This window comes from Bradyrhizobium sp. Leaf396, assembly GCF_001424605.1.
GTDB classification, from domain to species: Bacteria; Pseudomonadota; Alphaproteobacteria; order Rhizobiales; family Xanthobacteraceae; genus Bradyrhizobium; species Bradyrhizobium japonicum_C.
Genome location: NZ_LMQJ01000066.1, coordinates 1 through 21,665 on the forward strand (window position 1 = coordinate 1; position 21,665 = coordinate 21,665).

Here is a 21,665-nt window from a genome sequence, read left to right on the forward strand (position 1 = left end):
GGCTCACGGAGAGCAATCCGCCCTGCCCCTGACCTCTCGTGCACGACGCTGCCGCGTCCACCGCAAGCCCGGCTCGCGAACATGACGACCACACGATCGCCCCTCAAGGATGAGCCGGGATGGGCCACACATACGCCGTTTCCGAATTTCGGTAAAGCGGAATATTTTCTCGAAGAGGGCTTGACGCGTAGGAGAAACAGGCCTGAAGTCCTGCATTGTTGGCGACGTGATGCCCCGCAACATCTGTTTACATTCAGCAACATTCGGGCTGCCGAAAGGCCACGATCGCGCGGCTATTGAGGCGTGCTATTCCTTCTTCCTTCCAAGGGCCATGGGCACCGCCCGTACCGCGGTAAGGCCAATGGGTCTCAAGCCAATTCGATGCAGCCACACTTGTCCGACGCGATTCCCGCGCCATCCGCAGAGGAGGACCATTGCCCGACGAGGCCCCTGTTGCACGCCGCCCTCTCGCGCGCCGGATCGGCGTGCGCAGCGCTGTTGCTGGGCTGCACACTGGCTGGCTGCGCAGTCGGGCCTGACTATACCGGGCCGCCGAAGCTCGACATGCCCCGGGAGTGGAGCGTCAAGCCGGGATCGCGCCGCCAGACCGCTACGCTCGATCGCTGGTGGCTTCGCCTGCGCGACCCCGTACTCAACCGGCTGATCGAACAGGCAGTCGAAGCCAACCCGGATGTCGCCAAAGCCAAGGCTGTCGTGCGCGAGGCGCGCGCAACGGTGCAACAGACCAGCGCCGGCCTGCTCCCCTCCGTCAGCGGTTCTGCCTCGGTGACAGGCAACAAAACCAGCGCGGGCTCCGCCTCCGCCGTGGTCGATACGGCGCCCTACACGCTTCACCAGGCCGGCTTCGATTCGAGCTGGGAGCTCGACCTGTTCGGCGGCACGCAGCGGAACATTGAAGCCGCGGTGCGCGGGCAGCAATCGGCCGAGGAGGATTTGCGCGACAGCCTCGTCACGCTGATCGGCGACGTCGCCGCCTATTATGTGGACGCGCGGGGATACCAAGCCCGGATCGAGCTGGCGCGGCGCACATCTGTCTCGCAGCGCGACACCGAGAAGCTCACCCGCAGCAAGTACGAGGCCGGCAGCGGCAACGCCGTCGATCTCGCCAAGGCAACCGCGCAAGCCGCGAGCACGGAAGCGAACGTTCCCACCTACCGCGCGGCGCTCGCGGCCGACATCCATCGGCTCGGCATCCTGCTCGGACGGCCGCCCGACGCCGTCGCTTCGCTGATGGCACGGCCCATGCCGGTGCCGGCGCCGCGCATGCCGCTCCCCACGGGCCTGCCCGCCGACCTTCTCATCAGCCGTCCGGACGTTGCGAGCGCTGAGCGCAAGCTCGCCCAAGCCACGGCCCAGATCGGCGCGGCCGAGGCCGACCGCTACCCTGCGGTGTCGCTGACGGGCTCGGTCGGCACATCTGCGCTGCGCGCAGGCGATCTCGCAAAATATTCCAGCGTGAGCTGGTCGGTGGGGCCCTCGGTAACGGTGCCGGTGTTCGATGCAGGCAAGCGCCTCGCGACCGTCAGGATCGCGGAAGCGCAGCGCGATCAGGCGTTCGCCACGTTCCATTCGACCCTGCTCACCGCGCTCGAAGACGTCGAGAATGCGCTGGTGTCGCTGTCGCAGGAGCGCGTGCGGGCGGCCAAGCTGACTGAAGCGGCGAAGAACTATCGCGAGGCCGCCCAACTATCCCGGTCGCTGTTCGAGACCGGCAGTGCCAGTTTCATCGACGTGCTGGACGCCGAGCGCTCGCTCTATTCGGCGGAGGATTCGCTGATCCAGAGCAAGGTGTCGGCCGCCAAGGACTACATTTCCCTCGCCAAGGCGCTCGGCGGCGGCTGGACCGATCCGGTCGAAACGTCGACGCCCATCATCGTGGACACCAACACGGGACCTCACTTCCGGGAGACGGTGAAGTGACTGATATCATCACCGCCAGGCGCCTGAAAATCGCCGCGGCCCTGATTGTCATCGTCGCAACCGCCGTCTTGGCGGCCACACGTTTCCTCGGCACGTCGAGCAAGACGCAGTCCTACATTACTGCGCCCGTGATCGTGAGCGATCTGCGGGAAGAGGTGCTCGCGAGCGGCACTCTCAAGCCGGCGCGGCTGACGGCCGTCGGTGCGCAAGTGTCGGGCCGGATCACCGCGCTCAACGTGCGCGTCGGCGACACGGTCAAGGCCGGGGATGTCATCGCCCAGATCGACCCCGTCACCAAGCAGAACGACTTGCGCAACTCGGAAGCCGCACTGAAGAACTACCGCGCGCAGAAGGCCGAGAAGGAGGCTGCCCTGGTGCTGGCCGAGGCGAATCTCGCGCGCCAGCAGGCGACACTGGCGCAGCGCGCCACCTCGCGCAGCGATTTTGACAGTGCGGATTCGACGGTGCGGCAGACCCGCGCCCAGATCGCAGCTCTCGAGGCGCTGATCGTAGGCGCCGAAGCCAGCGTGGAGACGGCGCGGGTGAACCTCGACTACACGCGCATCACCGCGCCCATCGACGGCACGGTGCTCGCCACCGTGGTGCAGGAGGGCCAGACGGTCAACGCGGTGCAGTCCGCGCCGACCATCGTCGTGCTCGGCCAGCTCGAGACAATGACGGTGCGGGCCGAGATTTCCGAGGCCGACATCGTCAAGGTCCGGCCGGGACAATCGCTCTACTTCACGATACTGGGAGACCAGGACCATCGCTACGAGGCTCGGCTGGAGCAGATCGAGCCAGCGCCCGAATCGATCAAGAACGACGCGAGCTTCTCCTCGACCACGACGTCGAGTTCGGGCTCGTCCAGTTCATCAAGCTCGACCAGCACGGCAATCTACTACATCGGCGTCTTCAACGTGCCGAACAAGGACTATGCGCTGCGGACGTACATGACCGCGGAAGTGCATATCATCACCGGCGACGCGAAGCGCGTGAAGGTCATTCCGGCGCTGGCGGTGATGCGCAAATCCGACGGCCGCAGCACCGTCCGCACCCTGGACGCGTCCGGCGAGGTCAGCGAGCGTGAGGTCAAGACCGGCCTCAACGACCGCACCATGGTCGAGATCAGGTCAGGACTGTCCGAGGGCGAACGGGTCGTCACGGGAGAAGCAAACGAGCAGATTGTATCGCGCGGCATGCCGGGCGGCCCGCCGGGAGGCCCCTGAGATGACCGATTCCATCATCTCGCTCGAGAACGTCCGGCGCGAATTCACGGCCGGCGACACCAGCGTGGTGGCCCTCGACGGCTTCTCTCTGGACATCCGCGCCGGGGAGATGGTGGCGATCATCGGCTCGTCCGGTTCGGGCAAATCGACGCTGCTCAACATCCTCGGCTGCCTCGACCGGCCGACGTCGGGCACCTATCGCGTCGCCGGCAAGGACGCCTCCAAGCTTGATGCGGACGCGCTGGCGGCGCTACGCCGGGAGCATTTCGGCTTCATCTTCCAGCGCTATCATCTGCTCGGAGACCTCTCGGCTGCCGCAAATGTCGAGATCCCCGCCGTCTATGCCGGCGTCAATGCCCGCGAGCGCCGGATACGTGCGAACGCGCTGCTCGAACGGCTGGGCGTCGGCGCCCGAGGAGGCCATCGCCCCAATCAGCTCTCCGGCGGCCAGCAGCAGCGCGTCTCGATCGCGCGGGCGCTGATCAACGGCGCCGAGGTCATCCTGGCGGATGAGCCCACCGGCGCGCTCGACCGGCGCAGCGGCGAAGAGGTCCTGAAGATTCTCAAGGAGCTGCACCGCGAGGGCCGGACGATCATCATCGTCACCCATGATGCCGATGTCGCCGCCCGGGCCGAGCGCATCATCGAGCTGCGGGACGGCAGGATCGTTTCGGATCGCCGCACGGAGACCACGGCCGCGGCGGGGCCCGTAGCTCCCGCCGCCCGAACCACCACATGGGACAGCCGCCCCGGCTGGTCCGGCGCCTTGCGGCGGCTGCGCGAGGCGTCCCGCATGGCGCTGGTGGCGATGGCCGCGCACCGGCTACGGGCCTTCCTGACTATGCTCGGCATCATCATCGGGATCGCGGCGGTCTCGTCCGTCGTCGCGCTCGGCAACGCCTCGCAGCGCAAGGTGCTGTCCGACATCTCAAGTCTCGGTACCAACACGATCGAGGTATTTCCGGGCAAGGATTTCGGCGACGCCCGCGCCGCCAAGATCAAGACGCTGGTGCTCGGCGATGCCCGCGCGCTCGCCCGCCAGAGCTTCATCGCCGGTGTCACGCCGACCGTGTCGACCAGCACGACGGTGCGCTATCGCGGCAACGAGTCGAACGTGCTCGTGAACGGGGTCGGCGAAAGCTATTTTCTGGTCAAGGGCGCCAAGCTGGCGATGGGCCGCCTGTTCGACGCAGACGCCGTCCGCAACATCGAGCGGCAGGCGGTCATCGACGACAATACGAGGAAAACCTTCTTCGCCGACGACCAGACGTCCGGCATCGGCCGCGTGATCTGGCTCGGCAAGGTGCCATGCCGCATCGTCGGCGTGATCGCGCAGCAGCAGGGCGGGTTCGGCTCGAACCAGAACCTCTCGGTCTACCTGCCCTACACCACGGTGCAGGCTCAGTTCACCGGCGACCGCGCGTTGCGCAGCATTCTCCTGCGAATCAGCGATGAGATCTCGACCAATCTGGCGCAGGACGCGGTGACCACGCTGCTGACCCAGCGGCACAACACCAGGGACTTCGTCATCCTCAACACCGACGACATCCGCCGCACCATTACCAGCACGACGCAGACGCTGGCATTCCTGGTGGCAGCAATCGCGGTAATTTCGCTGGTCGTCGGCGGAATCGGCGTCATGAACATCATGCTGGTATCCGTGTCGGAGCGGATCAGCGAGATCGGCGTGCGCATGGCGGTCGGCGCGAGGCGCAGCGACATCCTCCAGCAGTTCCTCGTGGAGGCGATGCTGATCTCGTCCATCGGCGGCATCGCGGGCATTCTGATCGCGGTCCTGCTCGGCACTGCCGTCAACATCGCGGTGCCGGACTTCCAAATCAGCTATTCGCCGCTCTCGATCGGCGCGGCGTTCCTGACCTCAACCGGTATCGGCGTCACCTTCGGCTTCTTCCCCGCGCGCCGCGCCGCCTTTCTCGATCCCGTAGTGGCGCTGAGCCGCGACTGACCGTAGGATTGCACCATGACCGTAGTTCTTCGGACGAGACAAACGTCCTCAAATCGACCAACGATCGGCACTCCCGATGCGAGTTCGATCATGACCAATGGCACCCCGAACATCCTGGTCGTCGAGGACGATCGGCAGACCCGCGACCTCATCCTGCGCTATCTGGGCGAGCATTCCTTCGCGGTCCACGCGGCCACGAATGGCCGCGAGATGGACCGGCAATTGTCGCAGAACCGCATCGACCTGATCGTGCTCGACCTGATGCTGCCGGGCGAGGATGGCTTGAGCCTCTGCCGGCGGGTGCGCATGGAGTCCATGACGCCGATCATCATCCTCACCGCGAAGGGCGAGGATCTCGACCGGATCCTCGGCCTCGAGATGGGCGCCGACGACTATCTGCCGAAGCCGTTCAATCCGCGCGAGCTTCTTGCCAGGATCCACGCCGTGCTGCGCCGCCAAGCGAGCGGACTTGCCGCCGGCCCCACGGCAACGCGCCTCAAGTTCCAGGGCTGGATCATTGATCTTCGCTTGCGGGAATTGCGCGACCCCGAGGGCGCGCAGGTGCCGCTGACCAGCGCCGAGTTCGATCTGCTGCAAGCGTTCTGCGAACGGGCCGGCCGCATCCTCACCCGTGACAATCTGCTGAGCATGACGCGCGGCCGTCCCGGCGGCAACTTTGGCCGCAGCATCGACGTGCTGGTCAGCCGCGTGCGACGCAAGCTCGACCGCACCCAGGAGACGTCCGTGATCAGGACCGTTCGCACGGGCGGCTACATCTTCACGCCGGTGGTGGAGGAAGCATGAGCCGCTCAGCCGAGATCGTGGCGCTGTTCAGCCTCAGGCGGATCAGCGGCCAGATCGCGGCGCTGGTGCTGGTGTCGCTGGTCCTGATCCACATCCTGATTGCCGGATATTTCCTGCTCAGCCGGCCGAAGATGCTGACGGACAGACCGGTCGAGCAGCTCGAGTTGATCGTGGAGATCATCGACAACACGCCGAAAGCACAGCGCGCCATGGTGCTCGACAACATCCGCCGAACCTATCCGGCACTGAAGCTGCAATTGCGCGAAGGCGTCTCCGCCTCGCCCATGCCGGAGCGGTCGCCGCTGAACGTCCCCTCGCCGCTGGCCGGCAAGGTCGACCTCATTCGCGGTGCCACCTCCGACGACAACCGCCTCTGGTTCGATCTCGGCAACGACGACGTGCTCGAGGCCACGATCGGATCGCCCAAGATGCCAGCTTTCGTCAGCGGCCTCTGGACCTCCACGCTGCTGTTCCTGGTGGCGAGCGTCACGCTGCTCGGCATCTGGGCGGGCCGGGCGCTCTCCTCGCCTTTGTCGGCCTTCGCGCGCGCGGCAGAGAGCTTCAGCCTGAATCAGTCATCGCAGCCATTGCCGGAGAACGGGCCGGAGGAGATCAGGTCCGCAGCCAGAGCGCTGAACCGGATGCGCGAGCGCATCGGTGCGCTGATGAACGACAGGACGCGCATGCTCGCGGCCATCAGCCACGATCTGCGTACCCCGCTCACGCGGCTGCGGCTGCGCTCGGAATTGATCGAGGATCCGGCTCAGCGCACCCAGACGGTGCGCGATCTCGACCAGATGCAGTCGATGCTGGAGTCGGTGCTCTCGTTGTTGCGCAGTGAAAGCCCGGTCAAGCCGACGCTTGTGGACGTCGCCGCATTGCTCGAGATGGTGTGCGAGCAGTTTACCGACTCTGGCCACGCGGTGAGCTATTCGGGCCCCGCCAGGGCCGCCTTCGTGTTGCGGCCGGACGAGATCGTCCGCGCGGTCAGCAACCTCGTCCACAATGCGACGCGCTTCGGAACCCGGGTCGAGGTCGCGCTGTCAACATCGGAGGATCGGCTTGTCATCGAGGTTTCGGACGACGGCCCCGGCATTCCCGATGAGAGGAAGGCGGCGATGCTCGAACCCTTCGTACGCGGAGAGGACGCCCGCACCATGGACGAGACGGCTGGATTTGGCCTTGGTCTTTCGATTGCACAGGCGATCGTGACCGCGCATGGCGGAACGCTTGAACTGCTGGACAACGCGCCCACGGGCCTACGCGTCCGTTTGCTGCTCTTCGGCGCAAGTCGCGACAATGCGGGCACGTCTCGGACATAAAGCCGCGACATTTGTCGGGTTTTTGCTCCGCCCCGCCTCTGCTTTCCCGGAGTTCTCATGTCTTCTGCCGATCGGCCGGCGACCCGCCTAGCGACCAGGCTTGCCTTTCTCGTCGCGGGCTTCGGCATCGCGTGCTGGGCGCCGCTGGTGCCGTTCGCGAAGGCGCGGCTCGCGGTCGACGACGGCGTTCTCGGGCTGCTTCTGCTCAGCCTCGGCATCGGCTCCGTCCTCGCGATGCTGCTGACCGGCATTCTCAGCGCGCGCTACGGCAGCAGACCGATCATCATCGCAGGCGGGCTCGGTCTCACGCTGGTGCTGCCGCTGCTGGCGATGGCCGGATCCCCCACGACGCTCGCGCTGGCGCTGTTCGCCTTCGGCGCCGCGCTCGGCTCGATCGACGTCGCCATGAACATCCACGCCGTGGAGGTCGAACGCGCCGCAGGACGACCGCTGATGTCCGGCTTCCACGCGCTGTTCAGCATCGGCGGCTTCGCCGGATCTGCGCTGATGACGGCGCTGCTATCGCTGCAACTCCGGGCGCTTGTTTGCACGCTGATCTGCTCCGTCCTGATGCTGATCGCCATGCTCGTGACCTGGCCGCGCCTGCTGCGGTCCGTGTCAGTGCAGGAGGGCCCATTGTTCGTGCTTCCGCACGGATCGGTCCTGCTGCTTGCGCTGCTCGGCGCCGTCACCTTCCTCGTCGAAGGCGCGATGCTCGATTGGGGCGCGCTGCTCCTGATCGGCGCGGGGCTCGTGACGGAGGCGCAAGGGGGAGCCGGCTACATCGTGTTCTCGATCGCGATGACGACAGGCCGGCTCGGCGGCGACGCGGTGGTAGCGCGTATCGGGGACCGCGCGACATTGCTCTGGGGCAGCCTGATCGCGATCGCGGGGTTTGTGATCCTGCTCACCGCACCCTTTGCAGCGGCTGCCATCGGTGGTTTCCTGCTGATCGGGCTCGGCGCCTCGAACCTCGTGCCGGTGCTGTTCAGACGCGCGGCGCGGCAAAAGGTGATGCCTGCCGGCCTGGCCGTCGCGGCCGTCACGACCGCAGGCTATGCCGGCGTCCTCATCGGTCCGGCCGGCGTCGGCTTCATTGCACAGATCGGCGGGCTGCCGCTGGCGTTCGGGCTGCTGGCGGCGCTGATGGGCCTCGTCACGCTATCTGCGCGGATCGTCACGACGAGCGCACGTCAGGGCACGGCGACCTAGCCGCCCAACGCAGCCGCACGGCGCGGCAGCTTCCAGCCGGGCCGGATGAAGTGACAGGTGTAGCCGTCAGGATAGCGCTCGAGGTAATCCTGATGCTCCGGCTCGGCCTCCCAAAACTCGCGCGCGGGCGCGACCTCAGTGACCACTTTGCCGGGCCACAGGCCCGATGCTTCGACATCGGCAATGGTATCCTCGGCGATCCGCTTCTGCTCCTCGCTCGTGTAGAAGATCGCGGAGCGATAGCTGGTGCCGAGATCATTGCCCTGGCGGTTGAGCGTGGTGGGATCATGGATCTGGAAAAAGAACTCCAGCATGGTTCGGAAGCTGGTCCTGGCCGGATCGAACATGATCTCGATCGCCTCGGCGTGGCCCTCGTGATTGCGGTAGGTGGCGTTCTTCACGTGACCACCGGTGTAGCCGACCCGGGTGGAGACCACGCCCGGCTGCTTGCGGATGAGATCCTGCATTCCCCAGAAACAACCTCCGGCCAAGACTGCACGTTCTGTCGTCATCTGATGTGCTCCCAATCGATCGCTCTGTCGGTTCTGCAGCTGCCGCATCATATAGGCTTTCGGCGGCTAGTCCGAAAGCCACGCATTGCACGCGCGTCCACCCGGCGCTTCCGGGTGGACCGAGGCGAGCACGCGCCGCTAGCCCAGCTTGGCGTCGAGTGTGATCGCGGCGTTGAGCACCTTCGATACCGGGCAGTTCTTCTCGGCCTCGCCTGCGATCTTCGCGAAGCCGGCCTCGTCGAGGTTCGGCACCTTTGCACGCAAGGTCAGCGCGGACTTGCTGATCTTGAAGCCCTTGCCTTCCGGCTCGAGCGTCACCGCGGCTTCCGTCGAGAGCTCCTCCGGCGTGAAACCGGCCATCTGAAGGCCGAACGCCAGCGCCATGGTAAAACAACCTGCGTGGGCCGCCGCGATCAACTCCTCGGGATTGGTACCCTTCTCGTTCTCAAAGCGGGTCTTGAACGAATAGGGCGTCTGCGCCAGCACGCCGGATTCGCTCGTGAGATGACCGGTCCCGTCGCGACCGGTGCCCTTCCAGACTGCCGTTGCCTTGCGGATCATTTCAGTTCTCCTCGTTTGGTCTCAGTACCGGCGCTCGGTACCCGTCGAAGGCGGCAGCGGCGTGACCGCCTGCCCTCCCAAACCGGCGGCGCGCCGCAGCGGTTCCGTTAGCCCCTACACCGGGTCGAACGCCCGAATCGGCGGCAGATTTCCGATGAACCTCTCCACCTCGACGGTCGTCAGCTGGCCGGTGCAGCCCTGCGCCAGCGACGAGGTGCCGATATCGCGGGTGAGCACGTTGGGATTACCGTGAACGCAGAGCGGCGCCTCGTCTTCCGGGTCCATCGGATCGTACCAGGCGCCGGTCGGAAGCTGCACCACGCCGGGCGCGATGCCGTCGGTGAGATGGACCGCGGCGAGGCACGCGCCGCGCTCGTTGAACAGGCGGATGATGTCGCCGTCCTTGATGCCTCGCGCGTTCGCATCGATCGGGTTCATGCGCGCGACCTCTCGGCCGCGATGCTTTGCGGCCAGCGAGTGTCCGCCGAAATCGAGCTGGCTGTGCAGGCGCGTCGCCGGCTGGTTGGCGACGAGGAAGCACGGCGCCTCCGGCCTGGGCATATCGGTCTTCTCGAGCCAGACCGGGTGGCCGGGACAATCGGCATCGCCATGACTTGCGATCTTGGCCGAGAAAATTTCGATGCGTCCGCTCGGCGTCGGCAGGGCATGATTGATGGGATCTTCGCGGAAGCGGCGCAGCCGGCCACCGTCATCGGGTTGCTGCGGCACGACCAGGCTACCGCGCGCCCAGAATTCTTCGAAGCTCGGTGCTTCCAGGCCGCGCTTCGCAAGCGATGCGCGGGTCGGCTCGTAGAGGTGCTTTAGCCATTGTCGCGACGTGCGCCCTTCCGTAAACGGCTCGCGTGCCCCGAGACGTTCGGCGAGATCGGCGAAGATATCGTAGTCGTCGCGCGCAAGGCCGAACGGCTCGGCGATGCGGTGCATGGCGATCATCAGCGGATCGTTGGTGGAATAGCCGATGTCCTCGCGCTCCAGCGTCATCGTCGCGGGCAGCACGATGTCGGCGTGGCGGGCCGTTGCGGTCCAGCCGAGCTCGTGCACCACGAATGTGTCCACTTGCGCGAACGCCTTGCGCAAACGGTTGATGTCTTGATGGTGGTGAAAGGGATTGCCACCCGCCCAGTAGACCAGACGAATGTCCGGATAGCTGCGAGTTTCGCCGTTGTAGCGATAGGTACTGCCGGGATTGAGCAGCATGTCGGCGATGCGGGCTACCGGAATGAAATCGGCGACGCCGTTGCGCCCCTGCCCTAGTGTCGGCGCCGGCACGTCGTTGACGCGGCGGCCGTAATAGCCGATCGCTCCAAGCGAATAGCCGTAGCCGCCGCCGGGAAGACCGATTTGTCCGAGCGCTGCCGCCAGCACCATGCCCATCCACACCGGCTGCTCGCCGTGCTCGGCGCGCTGAAGCGAGTGTGAGACGGTGATGAGCGCGCGCTTGCCGGCAAGCCGCCGCGCAAGGTTGCGGATCGCCTCCGCCTCTACGCCGCAGATCGCCCCGGCCCATTCGGCGTGCTTGGGCTGGCCATCGCTTTCGCCGGTGAGATAGCGCAGGAAGACCGGCCAGCCCTCGGTGTAGCGATCGAGAAAGGCCTGGTCGTGCAGGCCTTCACTGACCAGCGTATGGACGACGCCGAGCATCAGCGCAGTGTCGGTGCCGGGCACGCAAGCAATCCATTCCGCCCCGGCCTCGACAGGCAGATCGTCGCGCAGCGGGCTGACCAGGACGAACTCGCAGCCGCGCCGGCGTGCCGCTGCCATCGCCCCGCGCTCGACATGCTTGCTGATCGAGCCGCCGGCCACCATGGAGTTCTTCAGCGCCATGCCGCCGAAGGCCAGCACGATGTCAGTGTCGGTCGCGATCTGCTCCCAGGTGACATTACGCTTGGTAATGTCTTCGTAGCCGGCCAGTATCTGCGGCAGCAGCACCGAGGACGCGCCCGAGGAATAGGAATTGACGGAGCGCACATAGCCGCCCATCGCGATGTTGAGGAAGCGATGCACCTGGCTCTGGGCGTGATGAAAGCGGCCGGCACTCGACCAGCCATAGGAGCCGCCGAACACGGCGCCCGGCCCGCGGGTATCGCGGATCCGGCCCAGCTCGTCGCCGAGGAGGTCGAGCGCCTTCTCCCAGCTGACGGAGACGAAGTCGTCGCGGCCGCGGCGATCGTCGGGGCCCGGCCCGCGCTCCAGCCAGCCGCGACGGATCGCCGGCTGGGCGATGCGCGCCTGGTGCCGGAGTGCGCCGGGAAAATTGTCGATGATGCCGTTCGGATCGGGGTCGCCCGCATAGGCCCTGACCTCCAGCCCGGCCGCGCCCTGACGCGCAGAGAACGCGCCCCAATGCGAGGTATGCGGCTTGAAGCCGTCCGACAGGTCGAGACCTGGGTCGGGGAAGCCAATCGTGTCGTCCATCATCTGATCCTTGTCCGGCGCCGCTCTGCGGCCGGGTGGTAATATACCGCTCCGTACCGGACGTCGTCGAGATCAGGGTTGACGGAAACGCTGGGCAGTCCCGCGCAATGACGTCCCTTGACGCTGAGACGTCGCCGAACGGGCTCGCACGCGCGGCAAGAACCTTCGCCTACATCACCCGCGTGCGCAGCAATCGACCAGCAAGTTCCAGATCCGCTGCACCTCTTCCCTCTTGTGAGCCTCCGGCCCCTTCTCCGGGCTTGGCCGATCATAAGCAGCAATGGCGGGCGCTTCCCGCGGCGCAATCCATCGCTCTGAAATCGGGTCGTACCATCTTCCCATATTCATCTCAGTCACGTCGCCCGGCTCACAGATTTGATCGCGATTGTGCGATGCGCCTCGTGCGGTCCTCATTCGAGCCGTTCGGCGACGCGCCACCCATTTCACCAATCAGAAGCTCGTAGGATCGTTCCCGCCGGCTTCGTCAGCCGGGCCGGTCTGGATGAAGAGTGCGCGGATGCCGCTCATGCAGCAACCGCGCCAGATCCTCGCGCTCCGCTTCGCGCCCCTTCATCGCGGTCTCGAACAGCGCTTCCTGAATGTCTCGGGGTATGTCGCCCCACACGTCCAGTGCGGCACGTCCGAGCAGGCTCGCAAAATGATCCACTCCATCACTCATTCGGCTCTCCCGATCTGCACATGGGAATGGAACAGCGGTGGCCGCACGGCGTTCCACTGCCATCATTGTGAAAGGAAGGCGTCTTTTATGGGATTCTTCACCAAGGACATCAAATCGATGGAGGACCTGCTGCTGCACGTGCTGCAGGACATCTACTACGCGGAGCAGCAGATCCTGAAGGCGCTGCCGAAGATGATCGACAAGGCGACCAACAAGGATCTCGTTGCCGGGCTGAAGGCCCATCTGGACGAGACAAACAAGCAGGTCGAGCGCCTCGACAAGGTGTTCGCGAAGCTCGGCAAGGAGCCGAGCGGCACCAATTGCCCGGCCATCGACGGCCTAATCAAGGAAGCCGACGAAACCGCCGGGGAGATCGAGGACAAGGCCGTGCTGGATGCCGCTATCGTGGCGAACGCGCAGGCGGTGGAGCACTATGAGATGTGCCGCTACGGCACGCTGATCGCCTGGGCCGAAGAGCTCGGCCACGACGACATCGTACGCTTCCTCACGACCAATCTGAACGAGGAGAAGGCCGCCAACACCAAGCTGAATACTGTGGCACTTCGCAAAGGGGTCAACGCCAAGGCGTCCAACGCGGCGTGATCGAATGCTGCTGATTGCACGTGGCGGCCCGGCCTTCCGGTGCCGCCCACGGGTCTTGCTGACGGGAGTGAGGCACGTGCGATCAGATGAATGGCTTTCCGCCGGTGACAGCCAGCGTTGCTCCGGAAGTGTAGCTCGAGAGCGGATCGGCCAGCATGACGTAGGCGGTCGCGAGCTCCGCCGGCTGGCCGGCGCGCTGCATCGGGACCTGCTTGCCGAAGTTCTTGACCCTTTCCTCCGACATGGTCGAGGGGATCAACGGAGTCCAGATCGGACCGGGGGCCACCGCGTTCACCCGAATGCCCTTCTCGGCCAGCATCTGGGCGAGCCCGCCCGTGAAATTCTGAATGGCCCCCTTGGTCGTGGCGTAAGCCAGCAGGCTCGGGTTCGGCATGTCCGAGTTCACCGAGGCCGTGTTGACGATCGCGGCTCCCGGCCGCATGTGGGGAACGGCAGCCTTGGTCAGATAGAACATGGCGTGGATGTTGGTCTCGAACGTCAACTGCCACTCCTCGTCGCTGATGTCGGCGATATCCTTGAACGTGGCCTGATGCGCCGCGTTGTTGACCAGGATGTCGATTCCCCCGAGCTCCTCGACGGCGCGGCGCACGATGGCGCGGCAGTGCTCGGGATTGCGGATATCGCCGGGGATCAGGACGACCTTGCGTCTCTCCCGTTCCACCAGCGCCTTCACCTCGGCCGCATCTTCGTCCTCGTTCAAGTAAGATATGACGATGTCTGCGCCCTCACGCGCGTAGGCGATCGCGACCGCGCGGCCGATGCCACTGTCACCGCCCGTGATGATCGCCTTCTTTCCGGCCAGGCGCCCCGCGCCCTTGTAACTCTCCTCGCCATGATCCGGTCGCGGCTGCATCGCCCGCGTCGAGCCGGGCATCGGTTGCTGCTGTGAAGGATAGGGCGGCTTTGGATAGTCGGTCATGGAAAACTCCGGGCGTTTGCTGCGCTAACGGAGCGCTGCCGAAAGCGTTCCTGCGTGGACTCAGTCGTCGCATAACGCGGCAGTTACCTCGGGCAACAGAGTTCCGGCTTGCCACGTCGCGCCCTGCGCCGGCTCTGCGCGGTCAAGGCGGTAGACGTGCCCAGGCTCCGCTCGCAGGAACCCGTACGAGAAAGGCACACCTGGATAGGCCGCGGCAATGCGGCGGTTGCCGCAGTCGACATCATCACGCCCGTCCAGCACGTCGCGAAACGCTTGGACGACAGCAACCATGTCGCAATCCTGCGGCAACAGGCGCAGCGAGCCGATGTGGCTCTCGTGCAGTACTCCCGCCTCGCCCAGCAGATTGGCGCAGGTCATTCTCGCAGACGAAGCGACAATTTCATTCAGACGTCGGCGCCTCGATCGCCAGCGGCTCGTATCCGATCGCGGGCACCGGCAAAAGATCTGGTCCGGCCCAGGTCCGGAAAGCAACTAGCTCGTCGAAACCGTCCCGCCGGATCAATTCACCTCGGCGAAGCCAAGCGAGGCTTTCACGCCCGGCGAGATCATGCAGGGCTGCCAGGGCGGTTCGAATGTCATGGTGACCTCGACCGCTTCAACGCCCGGAACAAGACGCGCGCTGTTGGCGGCGCCCTCCTTGAGGAAGGACGTGGCGGGACAGCCTCGCGTCGTCGTCGTCATGGTGATGTGCGCAACGCCATCGTCAACCGACACATCATAGACAAAGCCGAGGTCCACGATGTTGTGTCCGAGTTCCGGATCGATCACGACCTTCAGCGACTGCCTTATCCGCGCCACGACATCGTCGTCATCGGCCTTCATGCGAGCACCTTCACCGTCAGCTGATAGGCGTCCCTCTGCGGCGTGAAGCCGCCGCGCCACTGATGGCCGCGCTTGGTCAGCTCCCGAAACAGGAAGACCGGTTCGCGACTGAGCAAGGCGGAGAGCGTCTGCCCGGGCGCGAGCCGCTCCACCGACGCGAGAATCCGAACCATCGGCTCCGGCGGATCCAGGTCGCGGTTGTCGAGGCGAACGGCGGGCTCCGGCCAATCGTCATCGCTCAACGCCACGGGCGCGGGTTCGCCCGCTTCGAGCGAGCCATCGTGCGGCTTGAACAGGATCTCCCAGTCGCCGCCTTCGAGCTCGGCATCGCGGTGCGCGAAGCCCTTGCTCGCCATAACGTCGAACAGAGGAACCGGCTTGAAGGGAGCAAGGAGCCGCAAGCCTTCTCCGGGCTCCAGCCGTTCGAGCGCGGCCATGATGATCGAGAACGGCTCGCCGCCCGCACGCAGAATCGGCCGGACATCGACGTCGATGAAATCAGTCATGGCAGTCTCCTTTCAATTGCGCGAGACCAGAAGATGGGGGACTGTGGCTCCCAACGGCAGGCGTAGCGACTCCGCCACATCCGCAAGCCGCCTGGCCCTGACGAGCTCCTCACAGAGTCCGAGCGTTGCCAGCGTCACAAGCGCGACAGCAATGCGGAAGCCGAGCGCGCTGTCGATCGACAGCATGAACACGGCCGCCCAAGTTCCGGCAAAGAACAGGACGAACCATTTTGAGGCGCGACGTTCGGCGACGAGATCCTGTACGCGAGGCGTGGGCGCCCTGCCCATCACCGGGCCGTACGTCTCGAGCCAGGTCAGAAACGGGACAATCTTGTAGAGATTGGCGAGCACGAGACCGGTGAGCCAGCCGAACGCGACGAGGAAGGCCAGCGCTCCCGCATGCGACTGCAACGAACCGGCCGCGGCAGACGCTGCGCCAAGGATTGCAGCCGCAACGAGGTTCCCCAGCGACAGCAGGCTCATGCGCGTGTTGAGCTCGAGCGCACGGCGTTTGCGGGTGCGGTACAGACCGAATACGTCGCTGCCGTATGCGGCGAGCGATAGAAGGGCCGCAGCTCCTGCAAGCAGAAGCACAAGGTTCAGCCCGGTCGCGCGCCAGAGTGCAAGCACCCCGCCGACGACAACGACCGCCAGGGCCGCGGCTCCGCTGCGCCAGGCAAGCCGGCCTAGCTCCGCATCACCATCGGGCGCGAGCATGAACATCGCAAGTAGCCGATAGCTGACGCCCATGGCAGTGAACGTCAGCCAGCCGCCAAGCCCCGCAATCGCGTGGATCGAAACGCCCGATGGCAGCAGGTCCGGCCATAACGCTCCGACGCCCGTTCCGGACAGCACCAGCGAGAAAGTGCCGCCGAATGCGGCCGTGACACAGATGCAGGCGAGCCCGACGGCAGTAAACCGCGCAGCCGCCGGCAGCGGCCGGGCCGACCAGAGCGTCATGCCGAGATTGGCAACGACCAACGCGAAGCCTGCAACCAACAGGCCCGCGCCGAGCGGTAGCAGCCAGCTCGGCCCGTTGAGGTGGCCGCCGAGCGCCAGAAAGCCAGCGAGCAGGACAATCAGCCCAAGCGTCAGCAGCGCCAGAGCCAGCGGCGTCCAGCGTTCCGCATAGAGCGGCTTTGCGACCAGCACCGGCACAAACTGGAACAGCGCGCCGCACAACGCGGTGCTCAACCAACCGACGCAAACCATGTGGACGATGACGAGCGTATCCGGTCCGCCGATGTCGCTGTGCGGAAAGCCGAAGCCGGCAACCATCAGGACTTCTGCGAGCAGCAGCCACACGACTGCGAGCGCGAAGTAACTGACGGTCCATTTGCAGACGCTGGTTCCGATCACCGGCTTGCTTCCCATCGCCGGCACACATCCCGTGCCAGCGCTCAGGAACGGTAAGCAGCTGCAGTCACGACCTCTTTGTCGAGGCGCAAACTCTGGCGCCTTTGGCAACTCGTCGCGTCAGAGTTCAACACGCCCTTCTGGTTCTCGGGCATGCCGGCTCGCAGGAACGCTCGCGTCTCTTCCGGTCCATGCGGGACGGCTGCTTTCGACCGTTGCCGCAATCCGCACCTCGACGTCTCTCGGCTTCGCCAAGTAGGGCGAGGATGTGACCAGGACATCGGCCCCGGCCTCTGCATAAGCAGCGGCATTCGCCGCATTGACACCACCCGCGGCGGCGACGATCGGACGAGCACGCGTATAGGCCATGGATGCCATGCGCTTGACCAATGCAGCTATCTCGGTCGGCGAAAACTTCTCGGCCTGAATCACGTCGAAGCCGGCAACCGCCGCGGCAAGTGCGGCGTCGGCGGTCTTCACCTCGATCACCAGCTTCTTCTCCGGCGCCGCCCGGCGCAATCGCTGGACCGCTTGAAACAGCGGCAGTTCGCCGAGGAACGCACGGTGCTCGGGAAACACCAGCACGGTCTCGGACTGGCCGAGCCGGTGCATCACGGCGCCGCCCGCCTTCACGGCCGCCGCTGCAAAGCGCTTGGTCCCCGGCACGTTCTTGCGCGTGCAGGCGACCGCAATCTCGGGTGCAACCGCCCGCGCCGCAGCGATGATGACGCGAGCCTCGCTGGCCACGCCCGACCAGATCTCGATCAAGGTCTGCGCCACCTTCCAGCTCCAGAGCAGATCCGGGGCCGAACCGCGCGCTTGGAGGATCGGGGCGCCCTGCTCCAGCGCCGCCCCCGGCGAACGGTGCTCGGCTTCGCACACACGGTCGGCGAGTTCGGGCTCGTTCTGATGATCGGCGGCAACATTCCCGATCGCACCAAGGTGCTGTCGGTCGCGCTCTTCGATTGTGTCGAGACGTCCCGGTGGCGTGAAGCGAGCATGCTCGCAGGCCTCATGGTGATCTTCGCCTTCGCGGTGATCCTGACCATGGCAATCGCCGACAAGTGGGCCGCAAGGGGTGCGGCATGTTGCTGCCGGTACTCTATATCAGCCACGACATGGCCGAGATCGAGCGCTTCGCCGATCATCTGATGTTGATGGAGAGTGGCCGCGTCGTCGACTCCGGCCCGCTGCACAGCCTCCATCCGATACCGCTGGTCGGGAGCCGTGATCGGTACGGACATTGCTCGGCTCGACGGAACCGCGTAGATAATCCGACGAGGATGACCATGCCGATCGACTTTCACGACATCGACCCGAACCGCGTCGCCGCGATCCTCTATCGTCCGCAGGACGACGTCGACGCCCTGCTTGCCGAGTTTGCACAGAACCTCGGGCGGTCGGGCGGCCGGATCGGCGGCGTGGTCCAGCGCAACGTCAAGGATGGCGCCGACTGCCAGGTTGGCATGCAGGCCATCGACCTCATGACCGGCGCGGAGATCTCGATCTGCCAGCCACTCGGCTCGGGCGCCATGGCCTGCAGGCTCGACGCTGCGGGCCTTGCTGAGGCGGCGGTCGCCGTCACCCGCGCGATCGCGGCCGACGTCGATCTCGTCGTGATCAACAAATTCTCCAAGCAGGAGGCAGCCGGCGAAGGCCTGCGCGACGAGCTGGCCTGCGCCATCGCCGCCGGTATCCCCGTGCTCACGGCAGTGCCGGAAAAATGCCTGGACGCCTGGAATGATTTTACCGGCGGGATCGGCACAACTCTCTTGTGCGAGCGAGCAGCGATCGAGGGCTGGTGGCAGGAGCTGTCGTCACGGTTGAAACAGGCCCGCACGGCGCACGCGCCCGCCGATGCGCCTGCGGCGTTACTTGCCGATCATCACGTCGGATGACTTGATCACCGATAGCAGTTTTCACTGGCCGAGACCCCTATGACCCGTTGCTAACCTGAGTCAGCGTATGCCACGAGAGTAAAGCTTCCGGGGCACGGCTGCGGCCAACCGGTGCATTAGCGCAAACCCGGGCCAGACGAAGATCAATCTCAAGCTTCTCCATACTTTCCTACCCGCGGCCCAGCACGAGAGCTTCCAGAAAGCTACGGAATCGAACCGCTCTCCGTCCGCGATCAGCATGCAGGGTCGCGACACCATTGCCGACGAATAATGCCTGAGCCGACGAAGACCGCGCCGGTTTCGGATCAGAACCGACGCACTGGAAGCAGGCACTAGCGAGTTCTCTTGCGGTCGGCCCTCCTCTTAGCTGTAGAAGATACCCCCATCGACGTTAAGGGCCTGGCCGGTGACGAAGGCAGAATCATCGGACGCAAAGAATGCGACTGGACCGACCACGTCCTCCGGTTGTCCGAGCCGGTGCAAGTCCGTGACCTTCTCGAAATAGGCGACGCGCTCGGGATCGCGGAGATTGTTCATCCCCATCTCAGTCACGATGATGCCCGGGCATACCGCATTGACCGTGATGCCGTGGCCTCCGAACTCCATGGACGAGACCCGTGTAAAGCCGACCACGGCGGACTTCGACGCGGCATAGTGGGACTGTCCCGGGCCGCCTGTTCGGGCAGCGAGCGAAGCGATGTTTACGATGCGCCCGTACTTGCGCTCCTTCATGTGCCCAACCACAGCCTGGGTCATTTGGAACACGCCGCGGGTGTTGACGGCGAACGTCTGATCCCATGTATCGGTCGTCAGTTCGTCGATGGTCGCCAGCCTGAGGATACCCGCATTGTTGACGAGGACGTCGATGTGCCCAAAGCCCCCGACGGCTTCCGCCACGGCCCGCCTGCAATCGCCGATCGCGCTGACGTCGCCCAGCACCGGGATGCAGCGGCCGCCAATCTCCTTGATCTCGGCGACGGTCTCCAGAAGGACCTTCTCCTGCGCTGCGATGTCGGTCAGCGCGAGATCGTAGCCGCGTTTGGCAAGGCCGATGGCAATGGCGCGGCCAATTCCGCGGCTTGCTCCCGTCACGATCGCATGTCGGGCCATGTTACGTTCTCCCCTGTTGTTCGGACGAATTGTTCTTGCGGTGTAGAAAGATCAGGCGCGAGCAGACTTGCGGACCGGGAAGGTGTTCATGGCTTTCACGGTCTCCTCGAATGATACGAGGTTGGCGCCGGAGCCCAGACCCGTTGCGACGATCGCGGCGGTGGCGGTCGCAAGTCTGGCGCAGTCGAGCAGGTCCCAGTCGCGGACCAGACCCGCAATGAACCCGCCCGTGTAGGAATCGCCGCATCCCGACGTATCGCGGACCGCAACTTCGAAAGCCGGCACGGAGAATTGACGTCCGTCCCGCGTCATCACGAACGATCCGTCGGCCCCAAGAGAGATGGCACAGGCCCCCGCTCCCTTCTCAATGAAGAAGCGCGCACACGCGGCCGGATCGTCGGTTCCAACCATGGCATTGGTCTCATCGATGCTCGGCATGAAGAAGTCGACATAAGGCAGCAGCGGCTCGACCAGCGCCAGCGTTTCACGCCGCGCCTGGATGAGATCGAGCGTCGTCATGCAACCGGCCGCCTTGGCGTCGCGCAGCAATGCGACGGAAGGCGCTCCGTCCATCGCGAGCAGGGAGCCGACTCCGCCGAGATGCAGAACCTTGCTGCGGCAAGCCGCCTTCTGCGTTTCGGGTGCGATCCGCCAGCGCGCCGAGGCGCCCCTTGCATGCATGACCGGACGCGAGCCATCGGGCCGGATCGGCAGGATCGTGGCCGAGGTCGGGCTGTCGGCCATCCGCTCCATGAGAGAGATGTCGATCCCTTCACGCTCAAGCGCGTTCAGCATCCAATCCGCCTTCTCGTCGGAGCCGACTGCGCCGACCGCGAGCGCCTTGAGACCAAGACGTGCGCAAGGAACGACCGTTCCGCCGGCGGTGCCTGCGACTGCGAGCCGAATTTCTTCGATCAGCAAGCGGCCGCCACCGGGCGGAATCTCCGTCACCGGGACGCCTAGAATGTCCAGAATGTAAGTACCGCAGACGCTGACATCGTGAGTGTGAGCCATGATTTCTCGCAGGACAGTGGTTTGGTCGTGATCTAGCTCGACGGATGGCGGGTCTCGGGCTTGCCGTCGTTATCGCGCAAGCCGTACTGCCCCCATCGCTTCAGGATGCTGTCGATTTCCTCGTCCGGCAGCAGCGGAGGAGAGCCGAGTTGAAGACAGCCGTGATACTGCTTGGCAAGCACCTCGACCTCCACGGCGAGCCACAAGGCCTTGCGCAGGTTGGGACCGATGGCGATCAGGCCGTGATGAGCGAGGAGGCAAGCGCGGCGATAGCGAAGCGCGTTCAGGGCCGCCTGCGACAGCTCGGCCGTGCCGTATTGAGCATAGGGCGCGCAAGGGATGTCGTTTCCGCCGGCAGCGGCGATCATGTAGTGAATCGCGGGGATCGAGCGGTTCATGATCGCGATGATCGTGCAGAAGATCGGATGGGCGTGAACGACGGCGCCGACCTCCTGCTTCGACCTCAGGATGTCGAGGTGAAAGCGCCATTCCGTCGAGGGAACGTTGCCGGCCGACGCTGTCCACGAGCCGTCCCAGTTCATGGCCACGATATCTTCAGGCTTCATGCGGTCGTAGGGAAGGCCGGACGGCGTCAGCAGGATGCCGCCATCGGTTCGGACGCTGATGTTTCCGGACGTTCCCTGGTTGATGCCCTGCGCCGCCATCTCGCGGCACGCGTCGATGATGGATTGACGAAGTTCGAACTCTGCTTCGCGCCCGCTCATATGTTGGTCCC

The 21,665-nt window shown here is 65.2% G+C and carries 20 protein-coding genes and 2 pseudogenes; 9 read left to right on the forward strand and 13 right to left on the reverse strand.

The features are described from left to right. The first annotated feature begins 453 nt into the window (after positions 1 to 453). From ASG57_RS34905 to ASG57_RS34930, 6 genes are all read left to right on the forward strand, one after another. Positions 454 to 1,941, forward strand: a complete 1,488-nt coding sequence (locus ASG57_RS34905; protein ID WP_057199107.1) for an efflux transporter outer membrane subunit — start codon at positions 454 to 456, stop codon at positions 1,939 to 1,941. Continuing rightward, a complete protein-coding gene (locus tag ASG57_RS34910; protein ID WP_057199108.1) occupies positions 1,938 to 3,167 on the forward strand; it encodes an efflux RND transporter periplasmic adaptor subunit in 1,230 nt (409 codons plus the stop codon). Before ASG57_RS34905 ends, ASG57_RS34910 begins: the two co-directional genes overlap by 4 nt. A 1-nt stretch (position 3,168) precedes the next feature. Further along, positions 3,169 to 5,133 carry a MacB family efflux pump subunit gene (locus ASG57_RS34915; RefSeq protein ID WP_024342059.1) on the forward strand — a complete coding sequence of 655 codons (1,965 nt, stop codon included), beginning with the start codon at positions 3,169 to 3,171 and terminating at the stop codon, positions 5,131 to 5,133. Positions 5,134 to 5,223: 90 nt separating this feature from the next. Next, entirely contained in the window at positions 5,224 to 5,937 is a 714-nt protein-coding gene (locus ASG57_RS34920) for a response regulator (protein WP_024342060.1), read from the forward strand. Then, the gene (locus ASG57_RS34925) at positions 5,934 to 7,259 is read left to right on the forward strand and encodes an ATP-binding protein (protein WP_057199109.1); all 1,326 of its coding nucleotides are present in this window, start codon (positions 5,934 to 5,936) and stop codon (positions 7,257 to 7,259) included. The genes ASG57_RS34920 and ASG57_RS34925 overlap by 4 nt, the downstream gene beginning before the upstream one ends. Positions 7,260 to 7,316: 57 nt before the next feature. Continuing rightward, positions 7,317 to 8,471 carry an MFS transporter gene (locus tag ASG57_RS34930; protein WP_057199110.1) on the forward strand — a complete coding sequence of 385 codons (1,155 nt, stop codon included), beginning with the start codon at positions 7,317 to 7,319 and terminating at the stop codon, positions 8,469 to 8,471. On the opposite strand, the gene msrA is transcribed toward ASG57_RS34930, so the two are convergent. The 4 genes from msrA to ASG57_RS34950 all read right to left on the reverse strand — a co-directional run bounded on the left by msrA (position 8,468) and on the right by ASG57_RS34950 (position 12,659). Beyond that, positions 8,468 to 8,983 carry a peptide-methionine (S)-S-oxide reductase MsrA gene (gene msrA / locus ASG57_RS34935; RefSeq protein WP_057199287.1) on the reverse strand — a complete coding sequence of 172 codons (516 nt, stop codon included), beginning with the start codon at positions 8,981 to 8,983 and terminating at the stop codon, positions 8,468 to 8,470. The genes ASG57_RS34930 and msrA overlap by 4 nt on opposite strands. Before the next feature lie 138 nt (positions 8,984 to 9,121). Then, complete coding sequence (locus ASG57_RS34940) at positions 9,122 to 9,544, reverse strand: OsmC family protein (protein ID WP_024342064.1); 423 nt, start codon at positions 9,542 to 9,544, stop codon at positions 9,122 to 9,124. A 114-nt stretch (positions 9,545 to 9,658) separates the two neighbouring features. After that, complete coding sequence (locus ASG57_RS34945; RefSeq protein ID WP_057199288.1) at positions 9,659 to 11,980, reverse strand: molybdopterin guanine dinucleotide-containing S/N-oxide reductase; 2,322 nt, start codon at positions 11,978 to 11,980, stop codon at positions 9,659 to 9,661. Between the two features lie 484 nt (positions 11,981 to 12,464). Then, on the reverse strand, positions 12,465 to 12,659 hold the full coding sequence (locus ASG57_RS34950) for a hypothetical protein (RefSeq protein ID WP_057199111.1): 195 nt from the start codon (positions 12,657 to 12,659) through the stop codon (positions 12,465 to 12,467). 87 nt (positions 12,660 to 12,746) lie between these two features. On the opposite strand from ASG57_RS34950, the gene ASG57_RS34955 reads away from it, so the two are divergent. Continuing rightward, entirely contained in the window at positions 12,747 to 13,262 is a 516-nt protein-coding gene (locus ASG57_RS34955) for a YciE/YciF ferroxidase family protein (protein WP_057199112.1), read from the forward strand. 82 nt (positions 13,263 to 13,344) lie between these two features. Here the strand turns inward: ASG57_RS34955 and ASG57_RS34960 are convergent, their stop codons facing one another. From ASG57_RS34960 to modD, 6 genes and pseudogenes are all read right to left on the reverse strand, one after another. Then, the gene (locus ASG57_RS34960; RefSeq protein ID WP_057199113.1) at positions 13,345 to 14,202 is read right to left on the reverse strand and encodes an SDR family oxidoreductase; all 858 of its coding nucleotides are present in this window, start codon (positions 14,200 to 14,202) and stop codon (positions 13,345 to 13,347) included. Positions 14,203 to 14,262: 60 nt separating this feature from the next. Beyond that, complete coding sequence (locus ASG57_RS34965; protein WP_057199114.1) at positions 14,263 to 14,580, reverse strand: hypothetical protein; 318 nt, start codon at positions 14,578 to 14,580, stop codon at positions 14,263 to 14,265. Positions 14,581 to 14,721: 141 nt separating this feature from the next. Further along, on the reverse strand, positions 14,722 to 15,045 hold the full coding sequence (locus ASG57_RS34970; protein WP_057199115.1) for a metal-sulfur cluster assembly factor: 324 nt from the start codon (positions 15,043 to 15,045) through the stop codon (positions 14,722 to 14,724). After that, a complete protein-coding gene (locus tag ASG57_RS34975; RefSeq protein ID WP_057199116.1) occupies positions 15,042 to 15,551 on the reverse strand; it encodes a DUF2249 domain-containing protein in 510 nt (169 codons plus the stop codon). The genes ASG57_RS34970 and ASG57_RS34975 overlap by 4 nt, the downstream gene beginning before the upstream one ends. A 12-nt stretch (positions 15,552 to 15,563) precedes the next feature. Beyond that, a complete protein-coding gene (locus ASG57_RS34980) occupies positions 15,564 to 16,925 on the reverse strand; it encodes a hypothetical protein (protein ID WP_057199117.1) in 1,362 nt (453 codons plus the stop codon). 102 nt (positions 16,926 to 17,027) lie between these two features. After that, positions 17,028 to 17,762 (reverse strand): annotated as a pseudogene (modD, locus tag ASG57_RS34985) (ModD protein); the annotation flags it as partial. Positions 17,763 to 17,771: 9 nt separating this feature from the next. Here modD and ASG57_RS34990 point away from each other — a divergent pair. Then, positions 17,772 to 17,993: pseudogene (locus tag ASG57_RS34990) on the forward strand (molybdate ABC transporter permease subunit); the annotation flags it as partial. Next, on the forward strand, positions 17,993 to 18,805 hold the full coding sequence (locus ASG57_RS34995) for a DUF2478 domain-containing protein (protein WP_156402914.1): 813 nt from the start codon (positions 17,993 to 17,995) through the stop codon (positions 18,803 to 18,805). The pseudogene ASG57_RS34990 and the gene ASG57_RS34995, both read left to right, overlap by 1 nt. Before the next feature lie 363 nt (positions 18,806 to 19,168). Here ASG57_RS34995 and ASG57_RS35005 read toward each other — a convergent pair whose 3' ends face one another. From ASG57_RS35005 to ASG57_RS35015, 3 genes are read right to left on the reverse strand one after another with little or no spacing between them, the layout of a single operon-like run. Then, positions 19,169 to 19,915 (reverse strand): SDR family NAD(P)-dependent oxidoreductase, encoded by a 747-nt coding sequence (locus tag ASG57_RS35005; RefSeq protein WP_057199120.1) that lies wholly within the window; start codon positions 19,913 to 19,915, stop codon positions 19,169 to 19,171. 51 nt (positions 19,916 to 19,966) lie between these two features. Then, on the reverse strand, positions 19,967 to 20,929 hold the full coding sequence (locus ASG57_RS35010) for a carbohydrate kinase family protein (RefSeq protein WP_024342076.1): 963 nt from the start codon (positions 20,927 to 20,929) through the stop codon (positions 19,967 to 19,969). Positions 20,930 to 20,961: 32 nt separating this feature from the next. After that, on the reverse strand, positions 20,962 to 21,654 hold the full coding sequence (locus tag ASG57_RS35015; protein WP_057199121.1) for an L-fuculose-phosphate aldolase: 693 nt from the start codon (positions 21,652 to 21,654) through the stop codon (positions 20,962 to 20,964). Between the last annotated feature and the right edge of the window lie 11 nt (positions 21,655 to 21,665).